This window comes from Thermomonospora umbrina, assembly GCF_003386555.1.
GTDB lineage: Bacteria > Actinomycetota > Actinomycetes > Streptosporangiales > Streptosporangiaceae > Thermomonospora > Thermomonospora umbrina.
The window spans coordinates 4057623-4075325 of the sequence record NZ_QTTT01000001.1 but is presented as its reverse complement, the minus strand read 5'-3'; the positions used below and the strand labels follow the sequence as shown (position 1 = coordinate 4075325).

Below are 17703 nucleotides of genomic sequence, written 5' to 3'. Positions count from 1 at the left end.
GGGTGGTCCCGGATACCGGGGCGCGACCGCGGCCCGCGACGATGGGTGTCATGGCGGCAGAGGACACCACACAGAGCCGGCCCGCGTTGGCGCGGTCTCATGAGGGACGCATCGTGGTCGGGGTGTGCGTGGGCCTCGGGAGACGGACGGGCGTGGACCCGGTGGTGCTGCGAGTGGGCTTCGCGGTGCTGACGCTGGCCGGCGGGCAGGGCGTTCTCCTGTACGTGGCCGCCTGGCTGCTGATGCCCACCGCCGAACATCCTTCGAAGGTCGAACGGATGCTGCGGCGGCGGTTCGACGACGAGGCGGTGCTGACCGTCCTGGGCGGGCTGCTGGGCCTGTCGACGCTGGTCACGATGCTGAGCGAGGGGATGTCCGACTACACGTTGGCGGGCCTGACGGTGTTCGCTCTGGTGGCGCTGGTGGCCCATGCGCGGCACGTCGACTTCCTCGCCGTGGCGCGGGGGCTCCCGGAACGCCTGCAGGGGCACGCGCCCCGCGACGACGTTCCGAGGAGCACTGTGGACCTGACCAAGACCCCGCCGCCGTCCGCCTCCGCCCCCCTGCCCGAGGGCATGATCGACCTGGCGACCCTCAGCCGTCCCGACCCGGCGGACGTCCCCACGGCCGCCCCGGCGGTGCCCGCGCCCACCGGGCACACCGCGACCGCCGTACGACCGGAGCGCGCGCCGCATCCCCGGCAGAGGACGCCCGCGCTGACCTCGGTGACGCTGCTCGGCGCGCTCGCCGTGGGGGCGGCGATGATCCCGGCGGCGACCGCGAGCGACTCCGGCGCGCACGGCGCCCAGTTGGTGATGGCCCCCGCGTTGGCGGTGATCGGCCTGGGGCTGCTGGTCGGCGGCTGGTTCGGTCGGGCCCGCGGCCTCACCACGGTCGGCGCCATGCTGACCGTCGGGCTGCTCGCCACGACGGCGGCGGCCGAGATCCCCGGCGACGCGAGGTTCGGCGACGTGGAGTGGCGACCGTCCGAGGCCCCCCACAGCGAGCAGACCTACCGGGTCGCGGTCGGTGACGGCCGGCTGGACCTGACCGCCCTGCCGCTGCCCGTGGGGCGGCGGGTGCGGATCAACGCCCAGGTGCTGGCGGGCCGGCTGCGGATCACCGTGCCGAACAACGTCCGGGTGGAGGTCGACGGGCGGGCCGCCCTGGGCGACATCACCGTGGACGGTCGGGTCACCGGCGGCCCGAACGCCCGGGTCGACACCGTCATGGAGCCGGAGACCGGACAGGCCCCGGCGGTCATCGAACTGCGGATCAGGGCCAGGCTGGCCGACGTGGAGGTGAACCGTGGCTAGCGGAGGCCGGCACCGGTTCGACGCCGGCGCGGCGGTCGCCGGGCTGTTCTTCCTGACGGCGGCGGGGATCTTCCTCGCCGGGGCGATCGCCGGCGATCCCGTGGTGCCGCTGGACTACCTCGCGGCGGGCACGCTGATCGGGCTCGGCGTCGTCGGGATCATCCGGGTGCTGACCCGGGGGCTGCGCCGCGACCTCTGACCCCGGCATGAGGTGCGTCACGTTCGGGAATGGGCGCGCCGTCGGGACCGTTCGATCACTCGTGAGGTTCCCGAAGAGGCCCCTGTTGGTGGCCCGGCTGTACGTGGATCTGTGCCGCGTCGCCGGCCTGCTCTGTCGCGCCTGAGGACGTTCCCGGCCTTCCCTCATTTCCCCTGTGGGCTCCGCCCCGGATTCGACCCCGGCCGCGCCGGGGATCCTCACCGTGTGAACCCTTCTGGTCGCATTCCGTGATGCGTGCCGGGTGGAGCCGGATGACCTTGGAGATCACCTGTGCGTCCCCTGCGCAAACTCGCCGGCCTGCCGTTCTGGCAGCAGGTCGTGCTGGCCCTGGTGCTCGGCACGGCCGTCGGCGCCCTCCTCTACAACGTCGGTGACGCGTCCACCGCCGAGAACTGGCTCGACCCGTTCGGCGGCGTGTACGTCAACCTCCTCAAGCTCGTCGTGATCCCGCTGGTGTTCAGCGCGATCGTGGTGAGCGTCGGTCGGCTCCGCCGGGTCGGGAACGTGGCCCGGCTGACCGCCAAGACCCTCGGCTGGTTCGTCGTCACCTCCACCATGGCGGTGGCGATCGGGCTCGCCGTGGGGTTCCTCGTCCGGCCCGGCGACGGCCTCGGCGCGCTGCCGACGGAGAAGACCGACGCCGAGGAGGTCACCTGGACGCAGGTCCTCGACAACCTCTTCCCGGCCAACATCGTCGGGGCCATGGCCGAGGGCAACGTGCTCGGCGTGGTGTTCTTCGCCGCGCTGTTCGGCGCGGCGCTGGTCGCGGTCGGCGAGCGCGGCGAACGGCTGGCCGCCCTGTTCGACGACCTCTATCTGGTCACCCAGAAGTTGGTGTGGTGGGTGGTGCGGCTCGCGCCGATCGGGTCGTTCTTCCTGATCGCCTCGGTGGTGGCGACGTACGGGCCGGGGTCGTTGGCCCCGCTGGCGAAGTTCACCGGCGCGATCTACCTGGCGGCGGCGGTGATGCTGCTGGTCGGCTATCCGCTGCTGCTGTCGGTGTTCGGCCGGGTGTCGCCGTGGAAGTTCCTGCGCAACTCCTGGCCGGCGATGCAGTTCGCGTTCGTGTCGGCGTCCTCGCTGGCCACGCTGCCGATCTCACAGAAGGTGGCGATCGAGCGGAACGGGGTGCAGCGCGAGTACGCCTCGTTCGCCCAGCCCCTCGGCGCGACGATCAAGTTCGACGGCTGCGGCGCGATCTACCCGGCGGTGGCGGCCCTGTTCGTGTCCCAGTACACCGGGATCTCGCTCGGCTGGACGGATTTCGCGCTGATCGCCGTGGCGGCCGTGATCGGCCAGCTCGGCACCGGCGGCACGCCGGGACCGGCGCTGGTGGCGCTGACCCTGACGCTGACCACGGTGGGGCTGCCGCTGGAGGCGATCGGCTACCTGATCGCCATCGACCGGGTCATCGACATGGCCCGCACCACCGTGAACGTCACCGGCCAGCTCGTGGTGCCGGTGCTGGTGGCCCGTTCGGAGGGGCTGCTGGACGACGAGACGTTCCGCCGTCCGCCCGTCGACCTCACCGCGTCGGAGCCCGCCCGGGAGGAGCCGGCGACGGCCCCGGAGCCGGGTCTCGTCAAGGCGTGACAACGTGCGCGCCCCCGCCGCGCGCGGCGGGGGCGTCCGGCATGCCCTGCTTTGCCTTACCGTTCTGCCCATGGGCCTGTTCCGCCGACGCAAGCAAGATCCCACCTCGCTGGTCGACCGTTTCGAGAAGGGCGCCACCCCCGCCGACACCGCGTTGAAGGCGGGGGTCGAGGCGGTCGCGGACGGGCATCTGGCCGCCGGGGTGGTGCTCCTCGGGGAGACCCGGCAGGACCCGGAGCTCCGGTCCTGCCGGATGGGCGCGCTCGCCGACGCCGCGATCGGTCGCAGCCGGCAGATCGCGGACCTGGCCGCCCTGGAGAGCCACAACCCCGATCTGTGGGCGTGGCTCGGGGACACGATCGTGCTGGAGGCGTGGGCCATCCGGGGCGGCGGGTACGCGTCGACGGTGGGCACGGATCGGTTCAAGGTGTTCTGGTCGACGCTGGAGAGCGCGTACGAGCCGCTGATGCGCGCCGTCAAGCTCTTCCCGGAGGACGCGGCGCCCTGGGAGACGCTGATGTGGTTCGGGCTCGGCATGCAGCGCGAACGGGAGACCCTGGACGGCTACTGGGAGGAGTTGACCGCCCGCTGCCCGACGCTCTGGATGGGGCACTGGGCCCGCCTGCAGACCGTCTCCGCCAAGTGGACCGGCTCCCATGACGAGATGTTCGCGTTCGCCCGCGACACCGCCGAGCGCGCGCCCCGGGGCAGCCTGCTGACCGGGATGGTGCCGTTGGCGCACTTCGAGTTCTGGCTCAGCGAGGAACGCCGCCTGATCGACGCGGGGCGGGGCGCGATGGCGCTGGTCAAGGAGGAGGTGCGCCGGTTCGGCGGGGAGCACCTCGCCGAGGTCAAGGCCGCCGACGACAAGTGGCGGCGGGACATGCGCCCCCACCTGTACGACATCGGCGCGCACCACCTGTTCGGCGGCTTCTACGCCCGCAACATCATGGACGACGACGCCGAGGAACGCGCCCGCTGGCACCTGTCCCGCGTCGGCAACCGGGTCGCGGCGGCCCCCTGGGACTACGACGGCGGCGACCCGGTGGAGAACTTCATCAAGGTCCTCCAGAAACTCCGCCTACCCCTGCCCTAGCCCGTTCTCGCACATGTGGGTCTTGGGCATTGATCGGTACCAGAGCGGTGAGGCGGCTGCCCTCTTGTTGACTCGATTAACAAGAGGCTTAAGCCATGACAGCGGCACTTCGTGTACGGTTCCACCGTGGCTTCGTCTTGGGGGTGCCAATGAGCACAGCGCCCGTCGCCGACCGATTCCGCCTAGTGGCCCCCCTGGGCAGGGGCAACATGGGGGAGGTCCACCGCGCCGAAGACCTACAGGCCTCCGAGGGGTCCCCGCACCGCGAGGTGGCGGTGAAGCTCATACTCCGTAGCCGCTGGGGCGCCTCCCTCGACGGGAAGTCCGACGACAAGACCGTCCAGCGCTTCGCGCGCGAGGTCCGCATCATGGGCAGGCTCGACCATCCGCATCTGCCCAAGATTCTTGATGGGGGTGTGGATTCCGCGAGCGGCCGGCCGTATCTGGCCATGGAACTGCTGGCCGGGCAGACCCTGGCGGCACTGTCGAGCGAGCATCCTCAACTCCCCGTACCCTGGGTTGCCGCTCTGGGCGCACAGATCGCCGACGGTCTGTCCGCTGCGCACGCCGCAGGCGTTGTGCACCGTGACCTCAAGCCGGCCAACGTGATGGTGCTGGCCGGAGGGGCCGTCAAGGTTCTCGACTTCGGCATGGGGCGTATCGTGGATGACGCCGAGAGCGGTCGGATCACCAGCTCCGGCACCACGGTCGGCACCGCCCGGTACATGGCCCCCGAGCAGTTCCGTGTGGCCGCCGTCACCCAGGCCGCCGATCTTTACGCCCTTGGCTGCGTCTTGTACGAGCTGCTCACCGGCGTCCCGCCGTTCGTCAGCGAGAACGCGCACGAACTCGGCCACAAGCACCGAACCGAGATCCCCACCCCGGTCAGGCTGCTGCGTTCGGACGCCCCCGAGCCCCTGGCCAGGCTGGTGGAGCGGCTGCTCGCCAAGGAGCCCGCCGACCGGCCCGCCGACGCCATCGCCGTCCGGACGGCCCTGCTGCCGTTCGCCACGGATACCGTGCAGATTCCCGGCTGGGACGACCACGACCCCGTTAGATATCTGGCCGCAGTGCGCGGCGACGGCCACCTGGCCCGGCCCGCCACGCTCCCCGCCCCGGCACCCACTCGGCGCGCCGGGTCGGTGATGGACGTCTTCGAGGTCCATCGGCAGCTCATCGACGACTACCGGTCGTTCACCGAGGGCGGCACAATCATCCGCGACGACCGCGTCGCGGCGTTCGTCGAGGAGGACCTGGACGCCAAGTCCCAGTGGCCCGATCCCTGGGTGTCGCTGAACCCGTTCTTCGCCTCGGGCGGCACCGTCCTCGAGCTGGCCGAGAAGGGTGTGCTGCACGAGGAGTGCGCGCGGATCTTCCAGGCGGGCAAGACGGAGAACGGCACGGTCTGCGATGGCCGCCCGCTGACCCTGCATCGCCACCAGCGCCAGGCGATTGACGCCGCCGACTCGCGCGTCTCGTACGTCCTGACCACCGGCACCGGCTCCGGCAAGTCACTGTCGTACATCGTGCCGATCGTCGACAGGGTGCTGCGCGCACGCACCGCCCCCGGCGCCGACACCCGCAAGCGCGTCCGCGCGATCATCGTCTATCCGATGAACGCGCTGGCCAACAGTCAGCTCAAGGAGCTGCACAAGTATCTGCGCGACGGCTACGGCGAGGGCCGTGAGCCGGTCACCTACGCTCGCTACACCGGTCAGGAGGACGAGGCGCGCCGCAAGGAGATCCGGGACGATCCACCGGACATCCTGCTGACCAACTACGTGATGCTGGAGTTGATGCTCACCCGTCCCGACGACCGGCGCTCGCTCATCAAGATGGCCGAGGGGCTGGAGTTCCTGGTTTTCGATGAGCTGCACACCTATCGGGGCCGGCAGGGCGCCGATGTCGCGTTGCTGATCCGGCGGGTGCGTGAGGCATGCCGGGCCGAGACCCTTCAGTGCGTCGGCACCTCGGCCACCATCTCCAGCGAAGGCGATTCCCGGACCCGCCGGCAGGCAGTCGCCGACCTGGCGACCACCCTCTTCGGCGCGGAGGCGGCGGTCGTCCCCGACAACGTCATCGGTGAGACGCTGGTGCGCGCCACCGAGGAGGCCCCGGAGATCGTCCCGGCCGAGCGCCTGCGTGCGCCCGGAGCCCCGCTCGCCTACGCCGACCTGGTCAGGGACCCGCTCGCCCGGTGGATCGAGACCCGCTTCGGCCTCACCGTCGATGAGGAGGGAGACCTCGTCCGGCAGGCACCTGCCAAGATCGAGACGGCGGCGGCCGAGCTGTCCGCGCAGTCCGGGGTGAGCGAACCGGAGTGCACGCACGCCATCCGCCGGACCCTGGAGGCCGGGTCGGAGGCCAGACATCCCGTCACCGGCCGTCCGCTGTTCGCGTTCCGGCTGCACCAGTTCCTGTCCAAGGGCGACACCGTCTACGTCACCTTGGAAGATCCCGCGACCCGGCACCTGACGCGGGACTATCAGCTCGTCCAGCCCGGCTCCGACGGAAAGATCCTGCTGCCGCTCGCCTTCTGTCGTGAGTGCGGCCAGGAATACCTGACCGTGTGGCGTACGGAAAAGGACGGCACCGTCCAATACGAGCCGCGCCCGGACACCGCCGCCACCGGAGGACGCGCGGGCGACGGTTATCTGTACGTCGATACCACCAGGCCCTGGCCGCGCACGTTCGAAGAGGCGATCGCCGACCGCAGGCTCCCCGAGTCCTGGCTGGAGCCAGACGAGCACCACCAGGAGACGGTCCGTCAGACCCATCGCTGGAGGCTGCCGAAGGCCGTCAACGTCGACCCCTACGGCGTCGAGGGCCGGGGCGAAATGCAGGCGGCCTTCATTCCCGCGCCGTTCCTGTTCTGCCTGCACTGCGGGGTCAGCTATGAGCAGACGCGCGGCCGTGACTTCGCCAAGCTGGCCAGGCTGGACCAGGAGGGCCGTTCGTCGGCGACCTCGCTGGTCTCGGCGTCCATCGTGCGTTCCCTGAACGCGGTTCCGCCGGAGGCACTCGACAAGGAGGCCCGCAAGCTCCTCACCTTCGTCGACAACCGGCAGGACGCCTCTCTCCAGGCGGGGCACTTCAACGACTTCGTCCAGATCACGCAGCTTCGCGGTGCCCTCTACCGCGCCGTGGTGGATGCCGGCGAGGATGGCATCAACCACGAGGACCTCGCCTCGCGCGTCGTCGGGGCCCTCGGTCTGGAGCCCGCCCACTACACGGGCTCGGACGACCTGCCCCCCTCGATGGCACGTAACGCCGCCCGGACGCTGCGGGACGTCGTGGCGTACCGGCTGTACCTCGACCTGGAACGCGGCTGGCGCATCACGATGCCCAACCTGGAGCAGACCGGCCTGCTGGAGATCCACTACGAGGACCTCGACTGGCTGGCCGAGCGCCAGGACCGATGGGCGCGGACCCATGAGGCGCTGCGCGACGCCGAGCCCGGTCAGCGCACCGAGATCATGCGCACCCTGCTGGACGAGATGCGCCGTTCGCTGGCCATCGACGTGCAGTACTTCCGGGAGGACTTCGACAACCTCCGTCGCGCCACCGAGGAGCGCCTGATCGACCCTTGGGTGCTCGGCAAGAGCGACGAGGCGAAGGTCGGCACCGCGTACCCGCAGCCCTCGCGGCCCGGCCTCGATCGTTCGGGCCTGTTCCTGTCCGGCCGGGGCAAGTTCGGCAAGTACCTGCGCCGGGTCCACTTCGGCGACCTGGATCTGTCGGCCGACGACACGCAGCAGATCATCGTCGACCTGCTCGCCGTGCTGGCCAAGACCGAGCTGGTCAAGGAGGTGTCGGTCGCCCCGCAGCGGACGGGCCGTTTCCGTCGCACGGCGTTGCCCGCCGTCACCGGCTACCGTGTCTCCGCCGCAGCGCTCGTCTGGCGTGCCGGCACCGGTGAGACCGGCGCACACGATCCGCTGACCCGCACCTACGCCAGTGGCGACGGTCCTCGGGTGAACACCTTCTTCCGCGACCTGTACCGAGACGCCGCCGCAACCCTGAGCGGCCTGGCGGCACGCGAGCACACCGCCCAGGTCCCTCCGGAGGAACGCGAGAAGCGCGAGGAGGCGTTCAGCAACGCCGACCTGCCGTTGCTGTACTGCTCCCCGACGATGGAGTTGGGCGTGGACATCTCCTCGCTCAACGCCGTCATGATGCGCAATGTCCCGCCGACCCCCGCCAACTACGCGCAGCGCAGCGGGCGTGCCGGCCGGTCCGGGCAGCCCGCGCTGGTCACGACCTACTGCGCCACCGGAAACAGCCACGACCAGTACTACTTCCGCCGTTCCGAGCGGATGGTGGCCGGGGCGGTGGTGGCGCCGCGCCTCGATCTGGCCAACGAGGACCTGGTCCGTTCGCACGTCCAGGCCATCTGGCTCGCCGAAACCGGGATGAAGCTCGGCCGCGCCATCCCGGAGATCATCGGCATCGGCCACTCCGAGGACTCCCGCCGCCCCGATCCGCAGTTGCCGCTGCTCGATCACGTCCGGGAGGCCTGCGACAACGAGGATGCGCAGCGGCGGGCGAGCGCGGCGGCACGACGGGTCCTGGCCGGGCTGCTGGACGACTTCGCCGCCACAGTCTGGTGGGACGAGCAGTGGATCGAGGAGACCGTCCGCACCGCCCCGGAGCGTTTCAACGAGGCCTTCGAGCGCTGGCGCAAGCTGTTCAAGGACGCGCTCGTCGACCAGTTCGAGCAGAACCGCCGCCGTCTCGATCACACGCTCTCCGAGAAGGAGCGCCGGATCGCCCACGGCCGCCGCAACGAGGCGGAGACCCAGCTCGACCTGCTCAAGAATGAGAGCTCGGACAGCAAGTCGGTGTTGTCGGACTTCAACCCGTACCGTTATCTCGCCAGCGAGGGGTTCCTGCCCGGCTACTCCTTCCCTCGTCTGCCGCTGGCCGCGTACGTCCCCATGTCCGGGCGCCGACCGGGCGACGGCGACTATCTCCAGCGGCCCCGTTTCCTGGCGATCCGCGAGTTCGGGCCCGGCGCCCTCATCTACCACGAGGGCGCCCGCTACCAGGTGACCCGTATCCAGCTCTCGCCGGACGACAAGGGCGGCATCACCACCGGCGACGCCCAGCGCTGTGCCGGGTGCGGCTACCACCACGAGTCCCGCCATGCCGCCGACCGCTGCGAGATGTGCAAGGCCACGCTCCCGCCCGCCACGTCCGGGCTTCTCCAGATGCACACCGTCTACACGAGGCGCCGCGAACGCATTTCCTCCGACGAGGAAGAGCGCCGCAGGGCCGGGTTCCGGCTCGTGACGTCCTACCGCTTCGCCGACCATGGAGCGCGACGCGGCCGCCAGGACGCGCTGATCGGTGACGCGGACGGGACGCTCGCCACGGTGTCGTTCGGCGATTCGGCGACCGTGCGGATCACCAACATGGGGCGGCTGCGGGCCAAGCCGGATGAGCCGGACGGCTTCTGGATCGACCCCGACGACGGACACTGGATGAACGAGCGCGACGCCGCCGACGCGTCCGGTGACTCCGGCGAGATGCCCGTCGTGGACACCGACGGCAATGAAAAGCGCAGGAAGAAGCGCGTCATCCCCTTTGTGGAGGACCGCCGCAACATCCTGGTGATGAAGCTCCACGACCCGTTGCCCGAGCCGGTCGCGCTCTCGCTGATGTACGCCCTGGAGCGCGGGATCGAGGCCGCCTACGAGCTGGAGGACTCCGAGCTGAGCAGTGAGCTGCTGCCGCCCGACGACGGCCCCCGCGACCGGATCCTGTTCACGGAGGCCGCCGAGGGCGGGGCCGGGGTGCTGCGACTGTTGCAGGCACAGCCCGACGCGTTCGCCAAGGCCGCCGCCACGGCGTTGGCCATCTGTCACTTCGCCCCCGACGGCTCCGACCTCGGCGGCCCCCACCCCGACCGGCCCTGTGCCCTCGGCTGTTACGAGTGCCTCCTCACCTACGGCAACCAGCTCGACCACTCCGCGATCAACCGGCACGCCGTGCGCGACCTGCTCGTGCGGCTCGCCGGGACGAGCGCCCAGCCGACCGCCCCGGGCGAGACGCGCACCGAGCAGATGGCGCGTCTGGCGGATCAGTCCGACACGGTGCTGGAACGGAGGTTCGTCGGCTGGCTCAAGGAGAACGGCCTGCGCCTGCCCGACGAGGCTCAGCCGTACGTGCCCAAGGCCGGGGCCCGACCGGACTTCGCCTACCGGCTCCCGGGCGTCAAGCTGGCCGTGTTCGTCGACGGGCCCGTCCACCGGAATGCGGAGGTCGCCGAACGCGACGCGGCGGCCCAGGAACGGTTGTACGACGACGGCTGGGATGTGGTTCGCTTTCCGCACGACGCCGACTGGTCGGCCATCGTGGCGGAGTACGCCTCGGTGTTCGGGCCCGGCCGGACCCGCACCTGACATGTCAACGCAGACGACGAGCACGAGGCAGCCCGTGACGCCCCCCGACCTCACCCCCGGTTCCCTGGTCTCGGCCCGTGGCCGGGAATGGGTCGTCCTTCCCGAGAGCGACCCCGGCATGCTGGTGCTTCGGCCGCTCGGCGGCTCGGACGACGACATCGCCGCCGTCTTCCCCGCGTTCGAGGACGTCCAGGGCACCCGGTTCGAGATCCCGTCCCCGGACGACCTCGGCGACGCCCACGCGTCGGGGCTGCTGCGGGCCGCGCTGCGGATCGGGTTCCGGTCGGGCGCGGGCCCGTTCCGCTCGCTGGCGCAGATCGCCGTGGACCCGAGGCCCTATCAGCTCGTTCCGCTGATGATGGCGATGCGGCAGAAGACCGTACGGCTGCTGATCTCCGACGACGTCGGCATCGGCAAGACCGTCGAGGCCGGGCTGATCGCCTCGGAGTTGCTCGCGCAGGGCGAGGCCCGCAAGCTGGCGGTCCTCTGCTCGCCCGCGCTGGCCGAGCAGTGGCAGGGCGAGCTGCGCACCAAGTTCGGCTTGGAGGCGGAGCTGGTGCTGGCCTCCACGGTGTCCCGGCTGGAACGCGACCTCGACCACGGCCAGTCCCTCTTCAAGAAGCACGACAACGTGGTGATCTCAACGGACTTCATCAAGTCCCCACGTCACCGCGACGACTTCGTCCGCCACTGCCCCGACCTGGTCATCGTGGACGAGGCCCACACGTGCGTGGCCGCCGACGACCACGCCTCCGCGCAGAGCCAGCTCCGCTACACGCTGCTCCAGAAGATCGCCCACGACCCCAAGATCGACCGCCATCTGATCCTGGTGACGGCGACCCCGCACAGCGGCAAGGAGTCGGCGTTCCGCAATCTGCTCGGTCTGCTGCGGCCCGAGCTCGCCACGGTCGACATGAACAGCACCGCCGACCGCGTCCGCCTGGCGGGCCACTTCGTCCAGCGCAAGCGCAGAGATCTCAAGGAACAGGACGCCGACCTGGGCGAGAGCATCGAGTTCCCTCAGACCCATTACTTCAAGGAGGAGGACTACCGGCTCTCCCCCGCCTACCGCGCGCTGCTGGACGACGCCATCGCCTACGCCGGTGAACGCGTCGCCGGAGCTCAGGGCGGACGGGACACCCGCATCGCCTGGTGGTCGGCGATCGCCCTGCTGCGTTCGCTGGTGTCGTCGCCGCGCGCCGCCGCACAGACCCTCAGCACCCGCTCGGCCGCCGCCACCGCCGCCAGCGCCGAGGAAGCCGACCTGCTCGGCGCTCCCCTCACCCGTGACTCCGCCGACAACGACACCCAGGAGGGCGTGGACGTCGCGCCCGGCGCGGGGTCCGGCGACGCGGGCGCACGGCTCGCCGAGCTGGCCGAACGCGCCGCAACGCTGGAGGGTCCGGACGAGGACCACAAGCTCAAGCTCCTGATCAAGCAGCTCAAGATGCTGTTGGCCGACGGGTATCACCCCATCGTCTTCTGCCGCTACATCCCGACCGCCGAGTACGTCGCCGAGCACCTGAAGACCAGGCTCGGCAAGAAGACCGTCGTCCGTGAGGTCACCGGCACCCTGTCCCCGCAGCAGCGCCTGCAGCGCATCGAGGAGCTCGCGGACGAGGCGGGCGACGACCCGGCGGCGCGCCGGGTGTTGGTCGCCACCGACTGCCTGTCGGAGGGCATCAACCTGCAACGCCACTTCGACGCCGTCGTCCACTACGACCTGGCCTGGAACCCGACCCGCCACGACCAGCGCGAGGGCCGCGTCAACCGGTACGGCCAGCGGCGCACGGACGTCCGCGTCATCACGCTGTTCGGCAGCGACAACGGCATCGACGGCAAGGTCCTGGAGGTGCTCATCAAGAAGCACCGCCAGATCCGCCAGGACCTGGGCATCTCCGTCTCGGTCCCCGACGAGGCGTCCACCGGCGTGACCGACGCGATCGTCGAGTGGCTGCTGATGCGAGGCCGGCAGAGCGTCGAGCAGGAGGGTCTGTTCGACATCGCGGAGGCCCAGACGGTCCAGGAACGCGCCGACGCCCTGGAGGCCGACTGGAACTCCTCCGCCGAACGGGAGAAGCGGTCCCGTTCCCGGTTCGCCCAGCACGCGATCCGGCCCGACGAGGTCGCCCGGGAGGTCACCGCCGTCCGGGACGCGCTCGGCGACCCCGGCGAGGTCCGTGGTTTCGTCCGGCACGCGGTCGGCGCGCTGGGTGGCGTGCTGCGCGATGACCCGGACGGCTCCGGCGGCTTCACCGCCGACCTGAGCGCCACCCCCCTTGGCCTGCGCGATGTCCTCAAGCCCGCGCTGGGCAACGACGTGATCGAACGCGGCACCCCCGTTCCGTTCCGTGCGAGCCCGGCGGTGGGCCGTGGCGAGGCGGCGCTGACCCGTACCGATCCGGCCGTCGGGGCGCTGGCCGCCTACGTGCTGAACTCCGCGCTCGACGGGCAGGCCCCCGGCCCGCGCCCGGCCCGCCGCTGCGGCGTCATCCGGACCGCCGCCGTCGGCACCCGCACGACGCTGCTGCTGGTCCGCTACCGGTTCGACCTCACCCTGCCGTCCCGCGCGGTCGGCGATCGGCGGCTCATCGCGGAGGACGCGAGGGTGCTCGCCTTCGAGGGCTCCCACGCCGACGCGGTGTGGCTGCCGCCCGAGTCGGCGATCAAGCTGCTGGAGGCGACCGCCGACGAGAACACCGACCCCGGGTTCAGCGAACGCACGATGACACGGGTCCTGAACGGCCTCGCCGAGGCGACGACCCCGCATCTGGAGGGCTACGGCGATGAGCTGGCCGCCGAGCTGAAGGCGGCGCACCGCCGGGTGCGCAGCGCCTCCGGTGAGATCGTCCGGGGGCTGGACGTCACCGCCAAGAAGGCCCCCGACATCCTCGGCGTCTACGTCTACCTGCCCGTCACCGAAGAGGCCGCCCGATGACCGCCACCGCACGCGACCAGGTCTTCTCCGCCGTCCACACCGTCGGCGGCCTGATCCCCGCAGACATGCTCGTCCGGATCTCCGAGGGCAAGGACGTCAGCGGCTCACGGCCGGCCGACTACCAGGTGATGGGCTCACGCTCGGTCCGCGACGAGGCCGAACGCCGTTGGGACTACCTCAAATCGGTGTGGAAGGAGCTGCGCACCCGGCTGCCCGGCGCCAAGGAGGCCGAGACGCCCGCCGACCCGACCGGCCTGGCGATCTCGCAGTGGCTGGAGCCGCTGTTCGCGGAGCTGACGTTCGGTTCGTTGACCCCACTCGGGGCGAGCGGCATCCCCGCCGACGACGGCGACAAGGTCTTCCCGATCAGCCACCGGTGGAACCACGTTCCGATCCATCTGACTCCCTGGAACGTCACGCTGGACAAGCGGTCCGGCGTCCCCGGGGCGGTGCCTCCGCAGTCGCTCGTTCAGGAGTGCCTGAACCGCACCGAGGCGCACCTGTGGGGCGTGCTCACCAACGGGCGGCAGCTGCGGCTGCTGCGCGACTCGACGTCGCTGGCCACCGCCGCCTATGTCGAGTTCGACCTTGAGGCCATCTTCGACGGTGAGCTGTTCAGCGAGTTCGTTCTGCTCTATCGGCTGCTGCACGTCTCCCGCTTCCGGATCGACGACGGCGCGCCCCCCTCGTCGTGCCGGCTGGAGCAGTGGCGGCTGGAGGCCATCGAGTCCGGCACCCGCGCTCTCGACCATCACCGCAAGGGTGTCGAGAAGGCCATCAACGCCCTCGGCACCGGTTTCCTCTCCCATCCCGCGAACGCCGAACGCTTCCGGGACCTGGACGCCGAGGCGTTCCACGCCGCGTTGCTGCGCCTGGCGTACCGGCTCATCTTCTTGTTCGTCGCCGAAGACCGCGACGTCCTGCACCCGCGCGACGTGCCGTCACAGACCAAGGAAAGGTACGAGCGGTACTTCTCATCGGCCCGGATGCGCCGCCACGCCCTGCGGCACCGGGGCACCGAGCACGGCGACCTCTTCCAGGCGCTGCTGATCGTCCTGAACGCCCTCGGTGACGAGGAAGGGCGGCCCGAGCTGGGGATCCCCGGGCTCGGCGGCCTGTTCGAGGACACCGACTCCGACGCGCCGTTGCGCGGGGCGGCGCTGTCGAACTCCTCGCTGTTGGAGGCGATCCGCTGCCTGGCCCGCGTCTGGGACGAGTCCACCCGCCGTTGGCGCAGGGTCGACTACCGCAACATGGGTTCGGAGGAGCTCGGCTCGATTTATGAGTCGCTGCTCGAACTCAAGCCCGAACGCACCCCGAACGGCACATTCGAGCTGGTCAATGTCCAAGGTAATAACCGCAAGAAGACCGGCTCGTATTACACCCCGGCGTCCCTGATCGAGACGCTGCTCAACTCGACCCTCGACCCGGTCATCGACGACGCGCAGAAACGCGGCGAGGAGAAGGCCGCGAACGCCGGGGTCGCCGACCCGTCGGAGGCGATCGTCGCCGAGCTGCTGGCGCTGACGGTGTGCGACCCGGCTTGTGGTTCCGGGCATTTCCTGGTCGCCGCCGCCCGCCGGATCGCCAAGCGCGTCGCCGCCGTCCGCGAGGGCAACCCGGAACCGACGGTGGACGCCGTCCGGCATGCCCTGCACGAGGTCATCGAGCATTGCGTGTACGGGGTGGACCTGAATCCGCTGGCGGTGGAGCTGGCCAAGGTGTCGCTCTGGCTGGAAGCCCTGGAGCCCGGCAAGCCCCTCGGTTTCCTGGACGCGCACATCAAGCTCGGGAACGGGCTGATCGGCGCGACACCGGTTCTGTTGCGCGACGGGATTCCGACGAAGGCGTTCAATTATGTCGAGGGCGATGACGAGTCGTATGGGAAATTCCTGGGCAAGCAAAATGACAAGGAGCGCGGCGGCCAGGGAGGGCTGTTCGATCTGACGCTGGAGACGAAGGTGGACAACACCGCCTTCGCGTCGGGCCTACGCCGTATCACCGCCGCACCCGCCGACACGCTCCGGGACGTGCGCCGCCAAGCCGCTGCTTATCGCGCGTGGCGGAATGACGCGGAGTACGTACGGGCCCGGCACATCGCGGACGCATGGTGTGCGGCGTTCATGTGGCACAAGACGAAGGACGCGCCGCCAGCGATCACCCATGACGTGTTCATGGCCCTCCAGGATCCCGACTCGACGGCGGTCTCCCAGGAGACCCACGATGAGATCAGGCGGCTGACGGAGGAGTACCACTTCTTCCACTGGCACCTGGAGTTCCCGGAGATCTTCACGGTTCCGGACGACATTTCGAACGAGGACGTAGACCCGCGAACCGGCTGGGCAGGTGGGTTCTCCTGCGTGCTGGGGAATCCGCCGTGGGACAAGGTTGATTTCGAGGATAAGAAATACTTTAGCGTGGTCGACCCGTCGATTGCGGCACTGTCTGGGGTGAGGCGGCGTCAGCGCATCGACGAGTGGATCGAGGAGGATCCGGACGCCGGTCGTCGCTACCTGGCCGCACGCCGCAAGGTAAAATCCACCTTTCACTTCACCAGCAAGTCTGGCGCATTTCCGCTCTGCCAAGAAGGCCTCAGCGTCAAGGGGGTGAACTCGCTGTTCCTTGAGCATCTCTTCCCAGAACGCTTCGCCGATATCGCCGCGAGCAGAGGACGCTTTGGCTGCATCGTACCCACAACGATTGCAACAGGGGCGGGCGCACAGTGCCTATTCAGGCACTTCTCTCAAGGCGGGGCAATCACTTCACTATTCGACTTCGATAACCGAAAGCCTCTATTTGAAGGAGTAGATTCTCGACAAAAATTTTGCCTCCTATCCCTTGTCGGCCGAGGCCTGCGCGAGCCGTCAGCACATCTTGCCTTCTTCCTGCAGGATACGCCTGATCTCGAGTCCACGGAAAATGTCTTCGCGCTGAGCCCAGAAGAGATCAGCCTCATCAATCCAAATACCGGCACGCTCCCTATTTTTCGTAGCCGACGCGACGCCGACCTGACGATCAAGGTCTACCGGAACATCCCGGTCCTGTGGAACGAAGGCGACCACAACGGCAATCGGTGGGGAATTAGGTTTAAAAACCTCTTTAACAGCACTGACGACTCTGATCTATTCTGGACCGAGGCAACCCTGGAAGCCGCCGGATGGCGCCGAACAGGTAGTATCTATACTCGCGACAATGAGTCCGCGCTGCCAGTGTTCGAAGGAAAAATGGCGCATCTCTTCGACCACCGCTGGAACCAGTATTATGGCCTCGGAGACAATGATTACGAAGCCGTCCCACTCCAGACAAAAACGAACCCGCACGGCACGAGCAAACCACGCCGATGGATTCAGAAGGACGGCTTCGTCTCGACCACTCGAAAGAACAAGCCGGTCAAAGTTCCAGGCATCTCCCTGAGGCTCCAGGAGGATGGATGGAACAACGAGTGGCTGTGTGGCTGGAGAGACATTGCACGAACCACCGATGAACGCACCGCAATTCCCGCTTTCGTGCCGCTCGCAGCAGCAGTCGAAACCTTTCCCCTAATGCTGCCTCAGGTGAGCCCTGCACTTGTCTGCAGCCTCGTCGCTGCACAGTCTTCTTTGGTCTTCGACTTCATAGCTCGACAAAAGGCCAGCGGCGCTCACATGGGGCGCAGAATCTGGAAGCAGCTCCCCGTTCCCCGCCCTGAAGACCTGGCGACCCATACCACTTTCCTTGTCCGGCGAGTCCTTGAACTCGTCTACACCGCCCACGAAATGGCACATCTCGCTCGCGATCTAGGTGATGCCAGCGAGCCCTTCTGCTGGGACGAGGAGAGGCGGGCTCAGATTCGAGCCGAGTTGGACGCGTACTTCTTCCTGCTCTATGGGATCACCCAGGATGATGCGGACTACATCCTGGAGACGTTCCAGACTGACACTGGCGGTTTGAAGAACAACGAGATCGCCAAGTACGGCACGTACCGCACGAAGGATCTCGTGCTCGCCGAGTACAACCGGATGGCACCGCTCGGGGTCAACTTGGAGACGGCGCTTGTCGATGGCGAGAACTACACGTCAACGCTCACACCGCCGCCAGGCCACGGCCCCCGGCACGGCTGACCTCGAAGTGTGCCCGGGACTCATCACAGCCCCGGG

The 17703-nt window shown here is 69.2% G+C and carries 8 protein-coding genes; all 8 read left to right on the top strand.

Annotation, left to right across the window (positions count from 1 at the left end; translation table 11 throughout):
• Positions 1-50 precede the first annotated feature (50 nt).
• The 8 genes from DFJ69_RS18220 to DFJ69_RS18190 all read left to right on the top strand — a co-directional run bounded on the left by DFJ69_RS18220 (position 51) and on the right by DFJ69_RS18190 (position 17667).
• Complete coding sequence (locus DFJ69_RS18220) at positions 51-1316, top strand: PspC domain-containing protein (RefSeq protein ID WP_170177706.1); 1266 nt, start codon at positions 51-53, stop codon at positions 1314-1316.
• Positions 1309-1515 (top strand): hypothetical protein, encoded by a 207-nt coding sequence (locus DFJ69_RS18215; RefSeq protein WP_116023712.1) that lies wholly within the window; start codon positions 1309-1311, stop codon positions 1513-1515. Before DFJ69_RS18220 ends, DFJ69_RS18215 begins: the two co-directional genes overlap by 8 nt.
• A gap of 7 nt (positions 1516-1522) precedes the next feature.
• Positions 1523-1660 carry a putative leader peptide gene (locus DFJ69_RS36490; protein ID WP_425453354.1) on the top strand — a complete coding sequence of 46 codons (138 nt, stop codon included), beginning with the start codon at positions 1523-1525 and terminating at the stop codon, positions 1658-1660.
• Between the two features lie 146 nt (positions 1661-1806).
• A complete protein-coding gene (locus tag DFJ69_RS18210) occupies positions 1807-3129 on the top strand; it encodes a dicarboxylate/amino acid:cation symporter (RefSeq protein ID WP_116023711.1) in 1323 nt (440 codons plus the stop codon).
• 70 nt (positions 3130-3199) lie between these two features.
• Complete coding sequence (locus DFJ69_RS18205; RefSeq protein WP_116023710.1) at positions 3200-4225, top strand: hypothetical protein; 1026 nt, start codon at positions 3200-3202, stop codon at positions 4223-4225.
• Between the two features lie 149 nt (positions 4226-4374).
• Positions 4375-10629 carry a protein kinase domain-containing protein gene (locus tag DFJ69_RS18200; protein ID WP_116023709.1) on the top strand — a complete coding sequence of 2085 codons (6255 nt, stop codon included), beginning with the start codon at positions 4375-4377 and terminating at the stop codon, positions 10627-10629.
• A 34-nt stretch (positions 10630-10663) separates the two neighbouring features.
• Entirely contained in the window at positions 10664-13567 is a 2904-nt protein-coding gene (locus DFJ69_RS18195; RefSeq protein WP_245974440.1) for a DEAD/DEAH box helicase, read from the top strand.
• Entirely contained in the window at positions 13564-17667 is a 4104-nt protein-coding gene (locus DFJ69_RS18190; protein ID WP_116023707.1) for an Eco57I restriction-modification methylase domain-containing protein, read from the top strand. Before DFJ69_RS18195 ends, DFJ69_RS18190 begins: the two co-directional genes overlap by 4 nt.
• Positions 17668-17703 lie beyond the last annotated feature (36 nt).

Coding starts and splice junctions, on each gene's coding strand:
- DFJ69_RS18220 (WP_170177706.1), top strand. CDS start 51: ATGGCGGCAGAGGACACCACACAGAGCCGGCCCGCGTTGGCGCGGTCT.
- DFJ69_RS36490 (WP_425453354.1), top strand. CDS start 1,523: ATGAGGTGCGTCACGTTCGGGAATGGGCGCGCCGTCGGGACCGTTCGA.
- DFJ69_RS18205 (WP_116023710.1), top strand. CDS start 3,200: ATGGGCCTGTTCCGCCGACGCAAGCAAGATCCCACCTCGCTGGTCGAC.
- DFJ69_RS18200 (WP_116023709.1), top strand. CDS start 4,375: ATGAGCACAGCGCCCGTCGCCGACCGATTCCGCCTAGTGGCCCCCCTG.
- DFJ69_RS18190 (WP_116023707.1), top strand. CDS start 13,564: ATGACCGCCACCGCACGCGACCAGGTCTTCTCCGCCGTCCACACCGTC.